This is a genomic window from Streptacidiphilus alkalitolerans (assembly GCF_042511045.1).
Classification (GTDB): domain Bacteria; phylum Actinomycetota; class Actinomycetes; order Streptomycetales; family Streptomycetaceae; genus Streptacidiphilus; species Streptacidiphilus alkalitolerans.
In genome coordinates this window covers 67,174-85,612 of sequence record NZ_JBHEZX010000008.1, presented here as the reverse complement: position 1 = coordinate 85,612, position 18,439 = coordinate 67,174, and the positions used below count along the sequence as shown (strand labels likewise).

Here is an 18,439-nt window from a genome sequence, read left to right as displayed (position 1 = left end):
ACACTCGGCGACATGCCGCGCCCCCACCCGTACCGGAGCCTGAGAGTCCGCGCCTCGCGGCTGAGCATCGCCGTGCAGGTGCTGCTGCTCCAGCTCGGCACCGTCGCCCTGCTCACCGTCGGCGGCACCGCCACCGCGATCGAGGTCGCCCACTCCGGCCAGACCGCCCACGCCCGCACGGAGACCCTCGCGCTCGCCGAGACCTTCGCGGACGCCCCCGGCATCGCCGCGGACGTGACCGGCCCCGACCCGAGCGCGCACCTGCAGTCGACCAGCCTGGCCGTGCAGCACGCCACCGCGGTCGACTTCATCGTGGTGATGAGCCCGACCGGGATCCGCTACACCCACCCGACCCCCGGCGAGATCGGCAAGCACTACCTCGGGGACACCGCGCCCGCGCTGGCCGGACACCCCTTCACCGAGACCTACACCGGCACCCTGGGCCCGTCGGTGCGCTCGGTCGCCCCGATCTACGGGCCGGGCCACCGGGTGGTCGGCCTGGTCTCGGTCGGCATCACGCTGGAGCGGCTGTCCGCGACGGCGCACCGCGAACTCCCGCTGATCCTGGCCATCGCCGCCGGCGCGGTCGCGGTGGTCGGGCTCGGCACCTGGGGCCTGGCCCGACGGCTGGACAAGCAGACCCTGGGCCTCGGACCGCAGGAGATCACCCGGCTCTACCAGCACCATGACGCGGTGCTGCACGCCATGCACGAAGGGCTGCTGGTCCTCGACCGGCAGCGCACCGTCCTGCTCGCCAACGACGAGGCGGTGCGCCTGCTCGGCCTGGACCGGGACCCGACCGGGCGCGGCGTGGCCGACCTGGGGCTGGACGCGGCGCTGGTCCGGCTGCTCGGCTCCGGCCTGGAGGCGCACGACGAGGCGTATGTGGCCGAGGACCGGGTGCTGGCGGTGAACCAGTCCCCGGCCCGGCGCGACGGACGCACTCTCGGCACCGTGGTCACCCTGCGCGACCACACCGAACTACGGGCCCTGGCAGGGGAGTTGGACTCAGCTCGGGGATTCGCCGAGGTGCTCTCGGCCACCGCGCACGAGGCCGCGAACCGGCTGCACACCGTGGTCACCCTGATCGAACTCGACCGGCCCGCGGACGCGGTGCGCTTCGCCACCGCCGAGTTGGCCGCCTCCCAGCAGCTGGTCGACCGGCTGATGTCGGCGGTCGGCGACCCGGCGGTGGCGGCGCTGCTGCTCGGCAAGGTGTCCCAGGCCGCCGAGCGCGGGGTGGAAGTGACCGTCAGCGACGACACCGCCGCCCCGCAACTACCCTTCGAGACACGGGACTTGGTCACCATCATCGGAAACCTGATCGACAACGCGGTCGAGGCGGTGCTCGCCGCCCCGGCCCCGCGCCGGGTCTCGGTCTCCCTCCGCGTCGGCGATAGCGACGAAGACGTCAGCGAAGGGGACCTGCTGGTCCGGGTGGCCGACAGCGGGGCGGGGATCGACCCGGACCGGATCGAGGACCTGTTCACCCGGGGCTGGACCACCAAGAACGAGGCCGGACACGGGATCGGCCTCGCCCTGGTGCGGCAGACCGTCGCCCGCAACCGGGGCACCATCGAGGCCGACCGCGACCGCACCCTGGGCGGCGCCGCCCTGGCCGTACGCCTGCCGACCCCGCGCCGCGGCGCCGTCCCCGCCGGGCGGCCGGAGTGATCAGCACCCTGATCGTCGAGGACGATCCGATCCTGGCCGAGGCGCACCGGGCCTTCACCGAGCGGGTCCCCGGCTTCACCGTCGCCGGGGTGGCGCACCTGGGCGGAGAGGCCCTGCGGCTGGTGGCCACCCGCCCGGTGGACCTGCTGCTGCTGGACGTCAACCTGCCCGACCTGACCGGGATCGAGCTGTGCCGGATCCTGCGCACCCGCGGCGACCAGGTCGACGTCATCGCGGTGACCTCGGCCCGGGATCTGGCCACGGTGCGCGCGGCGGTGTCGCTCGGCGTGGTGCAGTACCTGCTGAAGCCGTTCTCCTTCGCGTCCTTCCAGGAGAAGCTGGGCTCCTACGCCGAGTTCCGCCGCCGCGCGGCCGAGGCCCCGGACGTGCTCGCCCAGGACGACGTCGACCGCACCTTCGCCGCGCTGCACCAGACCGCCGGGCAGCCGCTGCCCAAGGGCCTCACCGACGCCACGCTGCGCGCGGTGTTCACCCTGCTGCGCGCCGAGGGCCGGCTCTCCGCCGCGCAGACGGCGGCCGGGGTCGGCGTCTCGGTGCAGACCGCCCGCCGCTACCTCGACTACCTCACCGCGCAACGGCTGGTGTCCCGCGCCCCGGTGTACGGCGGCGCCGGACGCCCGGAGCAGGTGTACCGCTGGACCGCCTCCTGACGCCCCTTCGGAGCGGTCAGCGCAGGCCGGCGAAGAGGTCGTCCTCCTGGTCGGGGGCGGGGACGGTGCTGAACTGCCGGACGAAGGACTCGGAGCCGAACATCCGCTGCTGGCCCTCCTCGGGCATCCGCAGGAAGAAGATGCCGTCGCCCTGGCTGGCGTGCGCCTCCAGCGCCTTGCGCTTGCTGTCGACATGGGCGGAGGTGTCCACGGTGGTGGTGATCAGCTCGTCCGGGGTGCCGAAGTCTTCGGGCGGCTCGAAGCCCCCGAGGTCGAAACCGGTCGCGCGCAGGTAGTCGAAGAGCCGGGTCATCCCGCTCCGGGAGATGGCGGTGTGGTAGAACTTCGCCGGAATCCCGGTCCGCTCGATCGCCGCGACCGTGATCCGGTGGGCCTGGATGTGGTCGGGGTGGCCGTAGTTGCCGTTCTCGTCGTAGGTGACGACGACATCGGGGCGGTACTTCTCCATCAGCGCGGCCAGCCGGCCGGACGACTCGTCCAGCGGGACGTTGGCGAACGCCTCCGGGCGCTCGTTGGCGGCCCAGCCCACCATGCCCGAGTCGCTGTAGCCGAGCAGTTCCACGTCGGAGATGCCCAGCAGGGCCACCGACTCGGCCAGTTCCTCCAGCCGGAGTTCGCGCACGGCCGCCTCGTCGTGGGCCGGGTCGTCGGGCTTGATGCCGCCCGGTCCGTCGCCCTGCTCCCCGTTGGTACAGGTGACCAGCACGGTGCGGATGCCCTCGGCCGCGGCCCGGGCCAGGACGCCCCCGGTGGAGAGCACCTCGTCGTCGGGATGGGCGTGCACGGCCATCAACGTCAGCTGACGATCCATCGGTGGTCGACCTCCGGGAGAAGCGGGAGAAGCGGGGTTCGAACGGCGTCCTCCCACCCTATGCGGTCGCGGTTGCGGCACCCGGCGGGGCTCGCCTGCCGCACAGCCGTCACGGGGCGTGTCACGCTGGGGGCGGAAGCGCCCCGGCGGCGCCGGGCCGGACTACGGAACGAGGGACGCGTGTCGGACAGTCGGGCCACCGAGGAGCGCAGGCTCCGGCGCGATCTCGGCCTCTGGGGCCTCACCGCCATCGGCTTCTCCAACATCATCGGCTCCGGCTGGCTGTTCGCCGCCATGTACGCGGCGCAGACGGCCGGCCCCGCCGCGATCCTGGCCTGGCTCGGGGCCGGGGTGCTGTGCGCGCTGGTCGCCCTGGTGATGGTGGAGCTCGGGGTCTCCCGGCCGGAGGGCGGCGGCACCGTCCGCTGGCCGCTGCTCGCCAGCGGACGGCTGGTGGGGACGCTGATCGGCTGGTCCACCCTGCTGTCCGTGGGCGGGACCGCCGCCGAGATCAGCGCGATCATGCAGTACGCCGGGCACTACCTGCCGTGGGTCTACCACCACGGCAGCCTCACCGGCCGCGGCCTGGCCGTGGCGCTGGCCCTGAGCGTGGTGCTGACCGCGCTCAACTGGTTCGGGGTCAAGCTCTTCGCCCGGGTCAACAACCTGGTGTCGGTGTTCAAGGTCGTGGTCCCGGTGCTCACCGTGGTCGCGCTGTTCGCCTCCGGCTTCCACTCCGGCCGGATGACCGATCCGGCCCACGGCGGGTTCGCCCCCTACGGCTACGCGGCCGTCCTCAGCGCGCTGGCCGGCGGCGGCATCGTCTACTCGCTGAACGGCTTCCAGGCCCCGCTGGACTTCTCCGGCGAGACCCGCAACCCCCGCCGTACCATGCCCGGTTCGGTGCTGGGCGGCATCGGCCTGGCCCTGGTGCTCTACCTGGCGCTGCAGCTCGCCTTCCTGTTCACCGTCCCGGAGCGGCTGCTCGGCCACGGCTGGTCCGGGGTGAGCTTCGACTCGCCGTTCGGCCAGCTCGCGCTGATCCTCAATCTGCAGTGGGTGTCCAGCCTGCTCTATGTGGACGCGGTGGTCTCCCCCGGCGGCTCGGCCTACGTCGGTGTGGCGCTCGACGCCCGGCACACCTACGCGCTCGCCAAGAACGGCACCCTGCCGCGGTTCTTCATGCGGGTCAGCGGACGCCGCGGCATCCCGCAGCGGGCGCTGCTGCTCAACCTCGCGGTGATCGTCGTCTTCCTGCTGCCGTTCAACGGCTGGCAGCAGATCGTCAGTGTGATGGGCGACATGTACCTGCTGATCTACGCCGCCTCCGCGGTCGCCGTCTCGGTCTTCCTGCGCCGGCCGGACGGGCGGATCCGCGGCTGGGTCCCCGGGCTGGTCTGGATCGCGCCGCTGAGCTTCGTGGTGGCCGGCGAGTTCGTGTACTGGTCCGGCTGGCACGATCTGCGGCTGGCGCTGCCGATGGTGCTGATCGGCCTGCTGATCTTCCTCTTCCTGCGTCCCGAGGGCCGGGCGCGGCGCTCCCTCGGCCGGGAACTCCTGGACGGCGCCTGGCTGGTGGTCTACCTGCTGGCGCTGACCCTGCTGTCCTGGCTGGGCTCGTTCAAGGGCTCGGGCCACCTGCGCGCGCCGTACGACTCGATCGCCGTCGCGGTGCTGTCGGCGGCGGTGTTCGGCTGGGCGGTGCGGGCCGGCCGCGGGGTGCCCGAGGCGCCAGCGGCCCTGCTTGATGTAAGTGACGAGGGGCCTGTTGGGGCCTGACATATGGTGAGTATGCTCAGCATATGTTGAGACGACGTGCCAACCAGCGATTCGTCGTGCCCACGATGTTCGTCCTCACCCTGTTCCTGGTGGTGATGGACGCCTCCATCACCACCGTCGCGCTGCCGTCCATCGCGGCGCAGTTCCGGGTCTCCCCCGCCGCCATCGACGGGGTGGTGGTGGTCTACCCGGTCTGCGTCGGCATGGTGATCCCGGCCTCCGGCTGGCTCGGCGACCGGTTCGGCACCAAACGGGTGCTGCTCAGCGCGATGGTCGCGTTCACCGCCGCCTCCGCGCTCTGCGGCACCGCCGGGTCGCTCGGCGAACTCGTCGCCTACCGCGGCCTGCAGGGCCTGGCCGGCGGCATGCTCACCCCGGTGGCCAACGCCATCCTGTTCCGCACCTTCACCACCCAGGAGCGGGTCCGGGTGTCCCGCTTCATGACGATCCCGCAGCAGATGGCCCCGGCCGTGGCACCGCTGCTGGGCGGCTTCCTGGTGGACGGGTTCTCCTGGCGCTGGGTGTTCTACGTCAACCTGCCGGTCGGCCTGGCCACCGTGGTCTTCGGCCTGCTCTGCCTGCACGAGCAGCGGCAGCCCGCCCCCGGCCGGTTCGACCTGCCCGGGCTGCTGCTCGCCGCCGCCGGGATGGGCACCCTGATGTACGGGCTGTGCGAGGGGGCGCAGCAGGGCTGGACCGCCGTCCCGATCCTGGCCGCGCTGGCCGCCGGCGCGCTGCTGCTGACCGCGACGGTCGGGCTGGAACTGCGGATCGCCGAGCCGATGCTGCGGCTGCGGCTGTTCGGCTCCCGGATCTTCCGGGACGCCGGGGTGGTCAACCTGTTCGGCCTGATCCCGTTCCAGGGAGCCATGTTCATGGCCCCGCTCTTCCTGCAGCAGGGACGGGGGTTCAGCGCGGTGGAGTCCGGGTCGAGCACCTTCACCGAGGCGCTCGGGGTGCTGCTGATGGTCCAGGTGGTCAGCCGGGTGTACGGGAGGCTGGGGCCGCGCCGGCTGATCGCGGGCGGCCTGCTGATGGTCGGGGTGGTGCTGGCCGCGATGGCCACCTGCGACCTGCACACCGGGATCTGGACCTTCCGCGGCTACATGTTCCTGCTCGGGGTCGGCATGGGCGCGGTCTTCATGCCCGCGATGGTGGTCACCTTCGCGGTGGTGGAGCAGGCGGACGTGGGCCAGGCGGCCACGCTGAACATGGTGCTCCGGCAGATGTCGGGCGGGATGGCGCCGGCCCTGGTGGCCGGGGTGCTGGCGGCCGGAACCCTGCACCGGGTCGGGGCCGCCGGGACGGTCGGCACACCGCCGGTGGGCGCGTACCGGGTGGCCTACCTGGTGCTGGCCGTGATCGCCCTGCTCTGCGGCCTGTACACGGCCGCGCGGATGCGGGACGGGGTCAGCGGGCGCGACAGCCGCCCCCGCGGCCGGGCCGGGGCGGACGCGCACGCCGCCGAGGCCCATGCGACTGAGGGACCGTCATAGGCCGGGCTGTTCCCGGATCCGCTTCGGACCTATACTTGCCGGGCGGCAGGTAAGTACCCGGACTGGGGGGTGCAGACATGGCACGGGAACCGATGGCCAGACGCCTCATCGCGGCGGCGCTCTACGGAGGCGGTGCGATCGGCCTGGTCGCCGTGGGCCTGGCCGGCCTGCTGCTCACCGAGGCGAAGATCGCCGAGGTCCGGCTGGACGCCCTGAAGGGCGAACCGCCGCGCGCCGACGGCCTCTACGGCGGCGCGTTCGCGAGTCCCGGCTCCACACCGCTGGTGCTGGTGGTCCTGGGCGACTCCACCGCGGCCGGATTCGGGGTGGACCGGGGACGGGACACCCCCGGCGCGCTGCTCGCCGCGGGCATCGCCTCGATCACCGAACGCCCGGTCAGACTGCGGGTGGCGGCGGCGAACGGGGCCGCGTCCGACGATCTGGAGGGCCAGCTGGACACCGTGCTCCGGGCCGAGCCGACCCCCGACATCGCCCTGGTCATGGTCGGCGTCAATGACATCGCCAAGCGGATCAAGCCTGCCGACTCGGCCCGGATGCTCGGCGGGACGGTCCGGCGGCTGCGGGCCGCGGGGGCCCAGGTCGTCGTCGGCACCTGTCCCGACCTCGGTGTGGTGGAGCCGCTGCAGCTGCCGCTGCGGTCCCTGGCCCAGCAGGCCGGGCGGCGGCTGGCCGCGGCCCAGGCCGCGGCCGTGCAGCAGGAGGGCGGGCACGCCGTGGCCCTGGCCGGGCTCGGGCCGGAGTTCGCGCACCGGCCGGAGATGTTCGCCTCCGACCGCTACCACCCGTCCCCGCTCGGCTACCAGACCGCGGCGATCGCCCTGCTGCCGGCCATGTGCACGGCGCTGGGCAGCTGGCCCCAGGAGAAGTGACGCCCCGTCGGGCGGCACCGCCGCATGCGTGCCGGTCAGGTCATCACGCCGGGGGCCGGGAGGCCGCGGGCGGGCGGAGCCCGTCGAGCAGCACGGCCAGGGTCCGGGCCCTGGTCCCCGGATCCACCCCGGCCTGTTCCACCGCCCGCGAGGCGCCGACCAGCAGCGCCTTGAGCTCGTCGGCGCCGATGTCCGCGCGCACCGCGCCGACCCGCTGCGCGTTGGCGAGCAGCCCCCCGATCACCGCGTCCAGCTGCCCGGCCACTTCCGAGACCGCCGCCTCGACGTTCACCCCGGCCGCCTCCAGGGCGTCCACCAGGACGCTCTTCGCCGAGGACTGGTCCACCGCGTGGGTGAAGAAGGCGAAGAAGGCCGGGCCGGGCTCCTGGCTCTCCGCGAGCGCCGCCGCCTCCTCGCCGAGCCGGGCGAGCCGTCCCAGGAAGACCGCCTTCAGCAGTGCCTCCTTGGTCGGGAAGTGCCGGAACACCGTCCCGATGCCGACCCCCGCCTGCCGCGCGATCTCCTCCGTGGACGCGCCGATCCCCTTCTCTGCGAAGACCTGCTCGGCCGCCTCCAGCAGCCGGGCCCGGTTCCGCCGGGCGTCGGCGCGCAGCGGCTTCGCCGAGCCGGGGCCGGACAGGCACCTCATCGCCCACCGCCCCGCGGGGGATGGACAAACGGAGTCGTCAGTCCGTATCGTTCAATCGGAGTCACGACTCCGATTCTATTGCCTCGGATGCCCAGGGAGGAACCATGTCCGCAGCAACCGGCGCCCCGACCCCGCGCGAACTCTTCGAGGCCCTGATCGGCCACATCGCGGCCGGCCGCTGGCAGCAGGTCGCGGATCTGTACGCCCGGCACACCGTCGCCGAGCTCTCGTTCGCCCTGCCCGCCCCCGCGTCCGACCGGGCCGAGGGACGGGAGCAGATCCGCCCCTACCTCAGTGCTCTGTCTCCAGCGGGCTGGCCGGCCGGCTGACCGGCGGCTCCGGCACCGCCCTGCGCGCCACCACCACCGTCGCCGCGGCCGTGCTCGCCGCGAAGGCCAGCAGCACCGTGACCGAGCGGTTCAGCCGGTGCCCGGTGACGTGGTCCAGCGAGTAGCGGCCCGGCCCGGCCAGGCCCAGCCCGGCGGCGACGAAGCCGAGGAAGGCCGGGTACTCGTAGCCGCCCTGGTGGTTGAAGAACCCGGACGGGACGTGCACCGCGACCGCGCCCGCCATCGCGCCCGCGGCGGCGGCGCCCGCCGCGGGCGTGGCCAGGCCGAGCGCCAGCAGCGCGCCGCCGCCCGCCTCGCCGAGGCCGGCCGCGACGGCGCTGACCTTCCCGGGGTTGAAGCCCATGTGCTCCATGCCCTTGGCGGTGCCTTCGAGACCGCCCCCGCCGAACCAGCCGAAGAGCTTCTGCGTACCGTGCGCGAACAGCACCCCGCCGGTGCCGAGCCGCAGCGCCAGCAGTCCGAGGTCCTTGCGGTGGAGGCAGGGCATGGCGGAGGCCTTTCGGGGTCGGCGGCACGCGCGGGAACAATCCAACTGTGCGTCAGATCCCGTGCCCGCGCGACCCCGCACCCGGGCCTCGGTTCAGGCCTGGGTCTCGGCCGCGTGGACCCCGGCCGGTTCGCCGACGACCAGCGGCTTGGCCAGGCACACGCTGAGCGGGCTGTCCCGGTAGAAGCCGAACTTGCGCGTCAGCAGATAGCCCTCGGAGGCGTACAGCGCCAGCGCCTCGGGCTGTTCGGTGCCGGTCTCCAGGACCACCCGCAGCCGTCCCGCGCTCCTGGCCTCGTCCTCCAGGAAGCGCAGCATCCGCCGGGCCAGGCCGCGTCCGCGCGCGGAGGGCACGGTGTACATCCGCTTCAGCTCCGCGTCGCCCTCGGCCAGACCGGCCTCCTCGGCCTCCCGGGCGCGCCAGGCGCCGGTGCCGACCGGGCGGCCGTCCTCGTCGTAGAGGACGGCGAAGAGCCCGCGCGGCGGGTCGAACTCGGTCGGGTCGACCGGGGTGACGTCGGGGTCGCCGTAGCGCCGGACGTACTCCTGCTGGACCTCGGCGATGAGCAGCTGCGCGTCGGGGTGGGCATAGCCCACGACTCGAATGTCCATCCGAAGATCCTAGACCGCGCTCAGTAGGCGCCGAACCGCTTCACCAGTTCGGTGCGGCCGAACATCTCCGCCGTCATCGCCGCCGAGGGCTGCCCGGCGTGCGGGTCGGCGCCGCCGGCCAGCAGCGTCTCGATCACCGCGTCCTCGCCCTTGAACACCGCCCCGGCCAGCGGCGTCTGGCCGCGGTCGTTGACCCGGTTGGCATCGGCCCCGCGCTCCAGCAGGGTGCGGACGGCGTCGGCGTGCCCGTGGTACGCGGCCAGCATCACCAGCGAGTCGCCGCGGTCGTTGCAGAGGTTCGCGGGGGCGCCCGCGTCGACGTAGGCGGCCAGCGCGGGTGCGTCCCCGGTCCGCGCCGCGTCGAAGACCCGCCCCGCCAACTCGACCAGTTCGGGGTCAACCGGCTCACTCATCGCCCACCACTCCTCAGCGTTCGCTCGACGCCCGCACGACCGTACGAGCCACGCCAGTGTGACGGGTCACGGCCCGCTCCCCCATCCCGGCGCGCACGCCGTCCCAGCATGCGGTCACCCGGCACGGCCGCCACGCCGCCACCGCACTCGTACGGGCGAACCTGCCGCGCGCCGCGCAGGGCGGGGCGAAAACGACGGCCACGATCACCCCGAGGGCTGCTCCACACGGGGTGGTAGCCCGGTTGGTTGCGGCTTGGACGAAAAACCACCCATTTGCGCCTATCCGTTTTCTGTCACTTTTTGTCACTATGTAGGGACATTCTGTTATCACTCCGCTTTGTTGATACCAACCTCGTCCACCCCGGCGTCATCCCCGCGCCTGTCCCCACCACTTCGAGGAGCTCCACATGATCCTCTCCATCTCCGGAGTCGTTCTGCTCGGCGTCATCGCCTTCCTCTTCTTCCGCAAGGACGGGATGAAGATCTCGCACGCGCTGGTGTGCGCGCTCTTCGGCTTCTACCTGGCGGGCACCGCGATCGCACCGAGCATCACGGCCGGGGGCGCCAGCCTGGCCGGGCTCCTCGGCGGCATCAAGTTCTGAGCTCCCTCGTGACCGTGGCCCACCATGCCTGCCGGAGAGACCGATGACCCTGATCCAGCACCTCTCCCGCGGACGCGATCTCGCGCGCACCGCGGGTGACCACGCCGCCGACATGTTCGGACCGCTGCTCACCATCGGCCGCGGCCTCCGCGCGCACGGCCGCTGGGCCGTGAAGTGGTGGGGCGGCCTGCCCAAGGACCGCCGCGGACCCGTCCTGCTGCTGGCCGTGGCGGTGGTCGCGGCGGTCGCCCTGCTCCCCTACGGCCCGCTGCTGGCCTTGCTCACCCTGATGGGAAGCGCCGCCTGGGCCGGACGGGACCGCGCCCCGGCCCCCGAGCCGGCCCCGGACACCAGCCAGCTCAAGCTGGGCGCCATCTACACCGCGCTCACCCCGTACCTGGTGCACGAGTCGGACCCGTCCCCGCTCTACAGCCACGGCGGCGACTTCAAGGACGCCTTCGGCAGCTGGGAGTTCGACCCGGAGGGCCGGCTCACCTCGCTGGAGCTGCGCTACCCCGCGTACTTCACCGACACCGAGCCGCACGCCAGGGCCCGGATCGAGCACGTGATCCACAGCAAGGCCGGACGCAGCCGCGAGTACCGCTTCACCTGGGACGAGGAGACCAACCACCTCCAGGTCTCGGTGCTCTCCCCGCTGCCCACCGACATCCTGGCGCAGCCCTACGTCACCGCCCAGGGCGAGGTCGTGCTCGGGTTCACCGACACCACCAGCACCAATCGGATGATCCCGGTCCGTCAGGGCGCGGGCACCACCCACCAGCCGCCGGTGCTCTGGCGCACCGGCCCCCGGGCCGGCGAGCCGCACCTGCTGGCGCTGGGCACCCACGGCCAGGGCACCTCCACCCTGCTGCGCTCGCTGGCGCTGCAGGCCCTGGCGCACGGCGACATCGTGGTGATCGACGGGGCCGGCACCGGCGAGCACGCCTGCCTGGTCGGCCGCCCCGGCGTGCACACCGTGGAGACCAGCCTGCACGGCGCGCTGGCCGCGCTGGAGTGGGCCGTGAACGAGACCCACCGCCGCCTGGACGCCCACAACCTGGCCAAGCGCAGCGGCATCACTCCCCCGGCCGACACGGTCCGGCCGCTGTGGCTGCTGCTCGACCACCCGGCCGAGCTGAGCGAACTGGCCCAGGCGGAGGGCAGGACCGACCCGCAGGACCTGCTGGAGGTGCCGCTCCGGCACGGCCGCACCGCCCACATCACCGTGGTGGTGGCGGACCACCTGGACGCGCTGCCGCGGATCAAGCCGACGGTCCGCTCCGCCGCCCGGGCCCGGGTGGTCCTCGGCCCGCTGGACCCGGACCTGGCCCCGGACGCGCTGGGCGCGCCGCTGGACATCACCCCGTCCAGCCACACCCCGCCCGGCCGCGGCTACGCCCGGCTCGGCATCCACCCGCCGGTCCGGATCCAGGTCCCGGCCGCGCCGGACCCGCTGGACGAGGAGACCCCGGCGGACCAGCGGGACGCGGTGATCGCCCTGCTGCCGCACACCGACAGCCGCACCGAGGCCCCGGCCTCCGCCGCGCTGTCGCTCGACAAGAATCCGCCGCCGGCCCGGTCCGGTCCCGCCCCGGACCCCGGCCCGGACCGGGCCGAGCAGCAGGAGCGCGCGGAGGAGCGGACCGGGGAGATCGCCACCCCCGTCATCCCGGCGCTGCAACTGCCCTGACGCGGCGTCACCCGCACCCTCGGAGCCCCCGGCCGTCCCGCCGGGGGCTCCGCCGCGTGCAATCCCCTGGCGGCTACCTCTTGACGGCCGGGCTCGGCACGGGCTCAATAGTGCGCCAATGGACCACTCTCATACCATTGAGCGGTCCGCACCCGACGAGAGGTGCACATGTCCTCCGAACCTGCCCCCGCCGACCTCCCCCTGAAGCCCCCGGCCGCCGAACGCACCGCCGACGAGCAACGGCTGCACGAACTCGGCTACGCCCAGGAGCTCTCCCGGACCATGTCCGGGTTCTCCAACTTCGCCGTCTCCTTCACCATCATCTCCATCCTCTCCGGCTGCCTCACCCTCTACGGGTACGGCATGAACACCGGCGGCCCGGTCCTGATCGTCTGGGGCTGGCCCTTCGTCGGCCTGATGACCCTGCTGGTCGGCCTCTCCATGGCCGAGGTCTGTTCCAGCTTCCCGACCGCCGGCGGGCTCTACTACTGGGCCGCGAAGCTGGCTCCCGGCCGCAGCGGGCCCGTGGTCAGCTGGTTCACCGGATGGTTCAACTTCATAGGCCAGGTCGCCGTCACCGCCGGCATCGACTTCGGCGCGGCCCAGTTCCTCAACGCGCTGCTGGACATCCAGGGCTGGTTCACCGCCACCCCCGGCCACACCGTGCTGCTGTTCGGGCTGATCCTGGTCCTGCACGGGGCGCTGAACACCTTCGGGGTGCGGCTGGTCGCGCTGCTCAACAACGTCAGCGTCTGGTGGCACATCCTCGGGGTGGCGCTGATCGTCGGCACGCTCGCCATCGCCCCGTCCCACCACCAGTCGGCGTCCTTCGTCTTCACCCACTTCGCCAACACCACCGGCTGGCACAGCACCCTCTATGTGGCCGCGCTCGGCCTGCTGCTGGCCCAGTACACCTTCACCGGCTACGACGCCTCCGCGCACATGACCGAGGAGACCCACGACGCGGCCCGCTCGGGACCGCGCGGCATCGTGATGTCGATCGTGGTCTCGCTGGTCGCCGGCTGGGTGCTGCTGATCGGCATCACCTTCGCCATCCAGAGCTACAGCGGCGCGCTGGGCAGCTCCACCGGGGTCCCGCCCGCGCAGATCTTCATCGACGCGGTCGGCGCCACCGGCGGCAAACTGCTGCTGCTGGTCGTGGTCGGCGCCCAGCTCTTCTGCGGAATGAGCTCGGTCACCGCCAACTCCCGCATGATCTACGCCTTCTCCCGGGACGGGGCGCTGCCGGGCTCGGCCCTCTGGCACCGCATCAACACCCGTACCCGGACGCCCACCAACGCCGTCTGGCTGGCCGCCGGCGGGGCCTTCCTGCTCGGCCTGCCCTATCTGTGGAATGTCACCGCCTACGCGGCGGTCACCTCCATCGCCGTCATCGGCCTCTACATCGCCTATGTCATCCCGACCTTCCTGCGACTCAGGCAGGGTGACGACTTCGTCCGCGGCCCCTGGCACCTGGGCCGCTGGAGCAAGCTGGTCGGCATCGTCGCGGTGGGCTGGGTGGTGGTGATCACCGTGCTGTTCATGCTCCCCCAGGTCAGCCCGGTCACCGCGAAGTCCTTCAACTACGCCCCGATCGCCGTGGTGGTGGTGATCGGCTTCGCCGGCATCTGGTGGCTCGTCTCCGCCCACAAGTGGTTCACCGGCCCCAAGGTCCAGGGCACGGAGGAGGAACTCGCCGCCGTCGAACGCGACCTCGGCGTGATCTGATCCCGACCGAATTCCGAGCCCGGCCGAACACGGTGCGGACGTCCGATTCCCCGGACGTCCGCACCGCTGCGTTCCGGAGGGAATTCCGGTCGCCGGAATGCGGTGTCGACTCGGCCCGGGTGGGCAGACGCAGCCCACGGAACCACCCAGCTGAAGGAGCCTCAGATGCCTCTCCGATTCCACAAGTCGTTCCGGATCCTGCCCGGAGTGCGGCTCAACATCAACGGGCACTCGATGTCCATCACCGCCGGATCCGGCCGCGAGCACATGACCGTCAATACCAAGGGCCGGCGCACCAGCAGCATCGACCTGCCCGGTCCGTTCTCCTGGCGGCACACCAGCAGCCGCCGCCGCGACCGCTGACCCCCCCTACCTATTCCTGACGAAAGAGGTTTTCCCATGCTTGGAATTGCTGCCGCCGTGGCCTTCGGTGTGGCCTTTGTCATCAATGCCGCCAACATAGCCACGGACAGAATCATCTCCCCGACCAGTCTTATGCTGCTCGGTCTGACCCTGCTCGCGCTGCACCTCTCCGGGGTCGCCACCTCGACCTACACCCGTCGCCGCACCCGCCGCTGACCGAGCCGAGGCCCGGGGCTACTTGTTCTCGCCGGGCTTGTCGACGTGCTGGCCGTCGCCCGGGGTGGTGTCCCCGGGCTTGGCCGGTGCGGAACTCGTGGCCGGATCGCGGGAGTCGTCAGACTTACCGGTCGTCCCGGAGAGGTTGGCCTGGTAGGCGAAGAGCAGCGCGGTCGCTGCGAGGGTCGCGGTGATCCAGAGCGTGATACGTCGCACGGGTTACTCCATGGTGTTGTGTGAGGGTTGATCAGAAAGGGCCGCCGGGACTACCAGGCGAAGTCCTCGGTGTGCAGGTGGTCCCGGTGCACCCCGGCCCGGCGTGCCGCCCTGCGGACCGCCCTCAGCCAGGCGGGCGGTCCGCAGACGTAGAGGTCGCACGCGGTGATGTCAGGCACCAGCCGGGCCAGGGCGCGGGCGTCGTCGCTGTCCGGCGCGGCCCCGGCCGTCCCCGCGGCCTGCCAGGAGCCGTCGGCGCTGCGGGGGCCGGGCAGGAAGTGCAGCCGGACTCCCCTTCGCTCCGCGATCTGCCGCAACTCCTCGGCCAGGAACGCGTGTTGGGTCTCGCTGTAGCGGTAGACCAGGGTGGCTTCGCCGGGGGCGTAGGGGGTGTCTTCGAGCAGGGCGCGCAGCGGGGTCACCCCGATGCCTGCGGCGACCAGCAGCACGTGGGGGTTGCTCCGCCTGCGGGCGGTCATCGTGCCGTAGGGGCCCTCGATCAGGACCCGGGTGCCCGGTCGCAGCCGGGCCGCCCGGGCGCTGCCGTCCCCGGCGGCCTTGACGGTGATCCGCAGCCGGTCCGGGGTGGGGGCGGCGGAGAGGGTGTAGGGGTTGCCGCGGGACCAGCCGGGGCCGTCCAGGAAGCGCCAGATGAAGAACTGCCCGGACTGGGTGCGCAGCCGGTCCAGCCGGCGTCCGCGCATGGTGACCGAGACCACGCCCGTGCCCTCGCCGGTGACCTGCTCCACCCGCAGCCGGTGGCGGAAGGACCGCCAGGCCGGCAGCGCCAGCCGGTAGAGCAGAGTGACGGCGACGGCGAACAGGTACAGCGTCCACCAGTAGGCCCGGGACCAGGCGCCGTGGAAGTCGGCGCCGTCGGCGAGGGTGTGCGGGAAGGAGAACCCGATCCCGAGGTAGGCGTAGAGGTGCAGCAGGTGCCAGGACTCGTAGCGCAGCCGCCGGCGCGCGGCGCGGGCCGAGGTGGCCACGACCATGATCAGCAGAAGGGTGCCGACCGTGGCGAAGAGCATCCAGGAGTCGGTGACGAAGACCTGCAGCAGCGCCTGGCCGGCCGCCGCCGGGTCGCGGGCCACGCGTTCGACGGCGAAGAGGGCGACATGCGCCGTCATCAGCCAGAACGAGGCGAAGCCGATCCAGCGGTGACGGCGGGTCAGCAGGTCGTGGCCCCAGGCGCGTTCGACCCAGGGGATCCGGGCCAGCAGCACCACCTGCAGCAGCAGCAGGTCGGAGGCGAGCAGCCCGGTCAGCAGGCCGAGGGAGCCCAGCGCCCGGTCCATCGAGGCCAGCCCCAGCGGACCGCCCTGGTCCATCACCCAGAGGCACACCACGGCGACACCGGAGAGGATGGCGGCCGGGCCGAGCAGGTCGGCCGGGCCGAACCGCCGCCCCGGCCGGGGCCTTCGGCGGTCGACCCGGACTGTTGTGGACGTCGTCGGCGTGGTGGGCAGAGTCATCGGCGGGTTCCCTCTCGCAGCGGCGGTGGCCGCCCCGGTGGGGGCCGCCTGGTCCAGCCAGCCTGACCACCCTTCTTGTGGCCCGTTTAAGAACCGGTCCGCCGGTCTTAATCTGCTTTGTGGTTCGCAGCGTTTACTCGGAACCGGAACGGAACCGGGTGGTAGGTTGCCGCAGACCGCAGGTGGAATGGGTAGGTTTGTCACTGATGAGTGCTTCTCGCCGGACGCCGCAGGCCCTGGTGGTCGACGACGACCACGGGGTGCGCCAGGCCCTGCAGCTGGGGCTGGGTCTTGAGGGCTTCGAGGTCCGCGAGGCGGCCGACGGTGAGTCGGCCCTGCGGCAGATCGCCGAGCGGCCCCCCGCCGTGGTGGTGCTCGATGTGACCATGCCGGGCCTGAGCGGCGTCGAGGTGGTGCGCCGGCTGCGGATCCAGGGGCGGACCCTCCCGGTCTGCATGCTCTCCGCCCGCGACGAGGTCGAGGACCGGGTGGCCGGACTCGCCGCCGGGGCCGACGACTACGTGGTGAAGCCCTTCTCGGTGGCCGAGCTGGCCGCCCGGCTGCACGCCCTGGTGCGGCTGCACGAGAGCGCCCGGCAGCGCCCGCTGGTGCTGGGCGACCTGGCCGTGGAACCGGCCTCCCGGGTGGCCACCAGGGCCGGGCGCGACCTGGAACTGACTACCCGTGAGTTCGACCTGCTGTTCACCCTCGCCCAGCGGCCCGGCCAGGTGCTCAGCCGGGCCCAGCTGCTGGAACGGGTGTGGGGCTACACCTGGGACGTGGACACCAATGTCGTGGACGTCTTCGTCGGTTATCTGCGCCGGAAACTGGAGGCGGACGGCGGGACCAGGATCCTGCGGACGGTGCGCGGCGTCGGCTTCGTCCTGCGCGGATGAGCGCGCTGATGGCTAGGCTCCTGCCGCGCAGCCTGCGCTCCCGGATCACCGCGAGCGTCGCCCTGCTGGTGATGACCGTGGTGGCCCTGGCGGGGCTGGTCGTGGTGCTGCGGATCGACCACCGGGACCGCACCGACGTCGACCGCCAGCTCGCCGTCCAGGCGCAGAAGGCCCAGCAGGACGCGGAGAAGCTGCTCTCCCCCGCCACGGGCACCGGCCAAGGCATCGGGCAGGGCATCAACGACGACTACGGCGGCCTGCTGGCCGGCAGCCAGTCCCTGGTCCGCCTGGTCTCCGACGGCCGGATCACCGCCCAGCGCGGCGGCACGCCCGGCGTCGAGCTGCCGGTCCCCACCGTGGACGGCTACAGCACGGTCGAGGCGGGCGGGCAGTCCTGGCGCTCCCTGGTGGAACCGCTCGGCAGCGGCGGCGACCGGCTCCAGGTGCTGCAGGACCTGGACCCGATCGAGCAGCGGCTGACCGACAACGCCCAGCTGGTGACCGTGGTCGCGCTACTGGCCACCCTGCTCGCCGGGACCGGGGTGTGGCTGCTCACCCGGCTGATCCTGCAGCCACTGGACCGGCTGCGGGCCGGCGCCCAGCGGATCCGGCCCGGCGACACCGAGCGGCGGCTCCCCGCCGCCGGCGGCCCCCGGGAGGTCGCCGAGCTGACCGAGGCCCTGAACCGGATGCTGCGGCAGCTGCAGACCAGCATGGACGCCACCCGCCGCTTCACCGCCGACGCGGGGCACGAACTGCGGACCCCGCTGACCAGCATCGGGATGAACCTGGAGACGCTCAGGCGCAACCCGGACCTGGATCCGGAGCGGCGCCGGCAGGCCCTGGCCGCCATGGCCGCCGAGCACGAGCGGATCACCGCCCTGCTCACCGGCCTGCAGGCGCTCGCCCGCGGCGACGCGGGGGCCCTGCCGGCCGGCGCCGGGGTCGACCTGGCCGAGCTGCTGGCGGAGGCGGTCCGGCAGGCCCGGCTGCGCCACCAGGGGACCGGCTACCGGCTGGCCGGTACCGACACCCCGCAGGTCACCGGCTGGCCCACCGGGCTGCGGCTGGCCATCGACAACCTGCTCGACAACGCCGCCCTGCACGGACGCCAGGACGGACAGGTGGAGGTCGGCCTCACCGTCGGGGACGGGCTCGCCCGGGTCACGGTCAGCGACGACGGACCCGGCATCCCGGCCGACCTGCGCGCCGCCATGAAGCAGCGCTTCACCCGGGGCGCCCGGCCGCGCAGCGGCGGATCCGGGCTCGGCCTGGCCCTGGTCGAGCAACAGGCCCGGCTGCACGGCGGCTCGCTGCGACTGGAGCAGGCGGTCGGCGGCGGTCTCCGAGCCGTCGTCACCCTGCCGACCGCCCAAGGAGACTGACCGTCCGAAGACCCT

20 protein-coding genes are annotated in these 18,439 nt (G+C 72.8%); 13 read left to right on the top strand and 7 right to left on the bottom strand.

Going from position 1 to position 18,439, the window contains the following annotated elements; genetic code table 11:
* Nucleotides 1-12: 12 nt before the first annotated feature.
* Nucleotides 13-1,674, top strand: a complete 1,662-nt coding sequence (locus ACEZDG_RS19690; RefSeq protein ID WP_380511233.1) for a sensor histidine kinase — start codon at nucleotides 13-15, stop codon at nucleotides 1,672-1,674.
* Nucleotides 1,671-2,345, top strand: a complete 675-nt coding sequence (locus ACEZDG_RS19685; protein ID WP_380511229.1) for a response regulator — start codon at nucleotides 1,671-1,673, stop codon at nucleotides 2,343-2,345. The genes ACEZDG_RS19690 and ACEZDG_RS19685 overlap by 4 nt, the downstream gene beginning before the upstream one ends.
* A 16-nt stretch (nucleotides 2,346-2,361) precedes the next feature.
* On the opposite strand, the gene ACEZDG_RS19680 is transcribed toward ACEZDG_RS19685, so the two are convergent.
* A complete protein-coding gene (locus tag ACEZDG_RS19680; protein ID WP_380511226.1) occupies nucleotides 2,362-3,177 on the bottom strand; it encodes a PIG-L family deacetylase in 816 nt (271 codons plus the stop codon).
* A gap of 180 nt (nucleotides 3,178-3,357) precedes the next feature.
* On the opposite strand from ACEZDG_RS19680, the gene ACEZDG_RS19675 reads away from it, so the two are divergent.
* The 3 genes from ACEZDG_RS19675 to ACEZDG_RS19665 all read left to right on the top strand — a co-directional run bounded on the left by ACEZDG_RS19675 (nucleotide 3,358) and on the right by ACEZDG_RS19665 (nucleotide 7,342).
* Nucleotides 3,358-4,956, top strand: a complete 1,599-nt coding sequence (locus ACEZDG_RS19675) for an APC family permease (protein WP_380511223.1) — start codon at nucleotides 3,358-3,360, stop codon at nucleotides 4,954-4,956.
* A gap of 23 nt (nucleotides 4,957-4,979) precedes the next feature.
* Nucleotides 4,980-6,452, top strand: coding sequence for a DHA2 family efflux MFS transporter permease subunit (locus tag ACEZDG_RS19670; protein ID WP_380511220.1), 1,473 nt, complete (start codon nucleotides 4,980-4,982; stop codon nucleotides 6,450-6,452).
* A 77-nt stretch (nucleotides 6,453-6,529) separates the two neighbouring features.
* A complete protein-coding gene (locus tag ACEZDG_RS19665; protein WP_380511217.1) occupies nucleotides 6,530-7,342 on the top strand; it encodes an SGNH/GDSL hydrolase family protein in 813 nt (270 codons plus the stop codon).
* A gap of 43 nt (nucleotides 7,343-7,385) precedes the next feature.
* On the opposite strand, the gene ACEZDG_RS19660 is transcribed toward ACEZDG_RS19665, so the two are convergent.
* Nucleotides 7,386-7,991, bottom strand: a complete 606-nt coding sequence (locus ACEZDG_RS19660) for a TetR/AcrR family transcriptional regulator (protein ID WP_380511214.1) — start codon at nucleotides 7,989-7,991, stop codon at nucleotides 7,386-7,388.
* 104 nt (nucleotides 7,992-8,095) lie between these two features.
* Between ACEZDG_RS19660 and ACEZDG_RS19655 the strand changes: the two genes are divergently transcribed.
* The gene (locus ACEZDG_RS19655) at nucleotides 8,096-8,320 is read left to right on the top strand and encodes a hypothetical protein (RefSeq protein WP_380511211.1); all 225 of its coding nucleotides are present in this window, start codon (nucleotides 8,096-8,098) and stop codon (nucleotides 8,318-8,320) included.
* On the opposite strand, the gene ACEZDG_RS19650 is transcribed toward ACEZDG_RS19655, so the two are convergent.
* The 3 genes from ACEZDG_RS19650 to ACEZDG_RS19640 form a co-directional block, all read right to left on the bottom strand.
* Nucleotides 8,283-8,828 carry a DoxX family protein gene (locus ACEZDG_RS19650; RefSeq protein WP_380511208.1) on the bottom strand — a complete coding sequence of 182 codons (546 nt, stop codon included), beginning with the start codon at nucleotides 8,826-8,828 and terminating at the stop codon, nucleotides 8,283-8,285. The two genes, ACEZDG_RS19655 and ACEZDG_RS19650, sit on opposite strands and share 38 nt — an antisense overlap.
* 93 nt (nucleotides 8,829-8,921) lie before the next feature.
* Nucleotides 8,922-9,440 (bottom strand): GNAT family N-acetyltransferase, encoded by a 519-nt coding sequence (locus tag ACEZDG_RS19645; protein ID WP_380511205.1) that lies wholly within the window; start codon nucleotides 9,438-9,440, stop codon nucleotides 8,922-8,924.
* Between the two features lie 20 nt (nucleotides 9,441-9,460).
* Nucleotides 9,461-9,853, bottom strand: coding sequence for an ankyrin repeat domain-containing protein (locus tag ACEZDG_RS19640; protein ID WP_380511202.1), 393 nt, complete (start codon nucleotides 9,851-9,853; stop codon nucleotides 9,461-9,463).
* Nucleotides 9,854-10,260: 407 nt separating this feature from the next.
* Between ACEZDG_RS19640 and ACEZDG_RS19635 the strand changes: the two genes are divergently transcribed.
* The 5 genes from ACEZDG_RS19635 to ACEZDG_RS19615 all read left to right on the top strand — a co-directional run bounded on the left by ACEZDG_RS19635 (nucleotide 10,261) and on the right by ACEZDG_RS19615 (nucleotide 14,452).
* On the top strand, nucleotides 10,261-10,455 hold the full coding sequence (locus ACEZDG_RS19635; RefSeq protein ID WP_380511199.1) for a hypothetical protein: 195 nt from the start codon (nucleotides 10,261-10,263) through the stop codon (nucleotides 10,453-10,455).
* 43 nt (nucleotides 10,456-10,498) lie between these two features.
* Complete coding sequence (locus ACEZDG_RS19630) at nucleotides 10,499-12,145, top strand: hypothetical protein (protein ID WP_380511196.1); 1,647 nt, start codon at nucleotides 10,499-10,501, stop codon at nucleotides 12,143-12,145.
* Nucleotides 12,146-12,313: 168 nt separating this feature from the next.
* The gene (locus ACEZDG_RS19625) at nucleotides 12,314-13,873 is read left to right on the top strand and encodes an amino acid permease (protein WP_380511193.1); all 1,560 of its coding nucleotides are present in this window, start codon (nucleotides 12,314-12,316) and stop codon (nucleotides 13,871-13,873) included.
* A gap of 165 nt (nucleotides 13,874-14,038) precedes the next feature.
* On the top strand, nucleotides 14,039-14,236 hold the full coding sequence (locus tag ACEZDG_RS19620; RefSeq protein ID WP_380511190.1) for a DUF4236 domain-containing protein: 198 nt from the start codon (nucleotides 14,039-14,041) through the stop codon (nucleotides 14,234-14,236).
* A 36-nt stretch (nucleotides 14,237-14,272) separates the two neighbouring features.
* Nucleotides 14,273-14,452: a hypothetical protein gene (locus ACEZDG_RS19615; protein ID WP_380511187.1), complete on the top strand. Its 180-nt coding sequence runs from the start codon at nucleotides 14,273-14,275 to the stop codon at nucleotides 14,450-14,452.
* Between the two features lie 18 nt (nucleotides 14,453-14,470).
* Here ACEZDG_RS19615 and ACEZDG_RS19610 read toward each other — a convergent pair whose 3' ends face one another.
* On the bottom strand, nucleotides 14,471-14,668 hold the full coding sequence (locus ACEZDG_RS19610) for a hypothetical protein (protein ID WP_380511182.1): 198 nt from the start codon (nucleotides 14,666-14,668) through the stop codon (nucleotides 14,471-14,473).
* A 50-nt stretch (nucleotides 14,669-14,718) separates the two neighbouring features.
* Nucleotides 14,719-16,143 (bottom strand): ferredoxin reductase family protein, encoded by a 1,425-nt coding sequence (locus tag ACEZDG_RS19605; RefSeq protein ID WP_380511179.1) that lies wholly within the window; start codon nucleotides 16,141-16,143, stop codon nucleotides 14,719-14,721.
* 206 nt (nucleotides 16,144-16,349) lie between these two features.
* Between ACEZDG_RS19605 and ACEZDG_RS19600 the strand changes: the two genes are divergently transcribed.
* Together ACEZDG_RS19600 and ACEZDG_RS19595 are read left to right on the top strand one after the other, a co-directional pair.
* A complete protein-coding gene (locus tag ACEZDG_RS19600; RefSeq protein ID WP_380511176.1) occupies nucleotides 16,350-17,039 on the top strand; it encodes a response regulator transcription factor in 690 nt (229 codons plus the stop codon).
* Nucleotides 17,040-17,047: 8 nt separating this feature from the next.
* Entirely contained in the window at nucleotides 17,048-18,424 is a 1,377-nt protein-coding gene (locus ACEZDG_RS19595) for a HAMP domain-containing sensor histidine kinase (protein WP_380511173.1), read from the top strand.
* Nucleotides 18,425-18,439 lie beyond the last annotated feature (15 nt).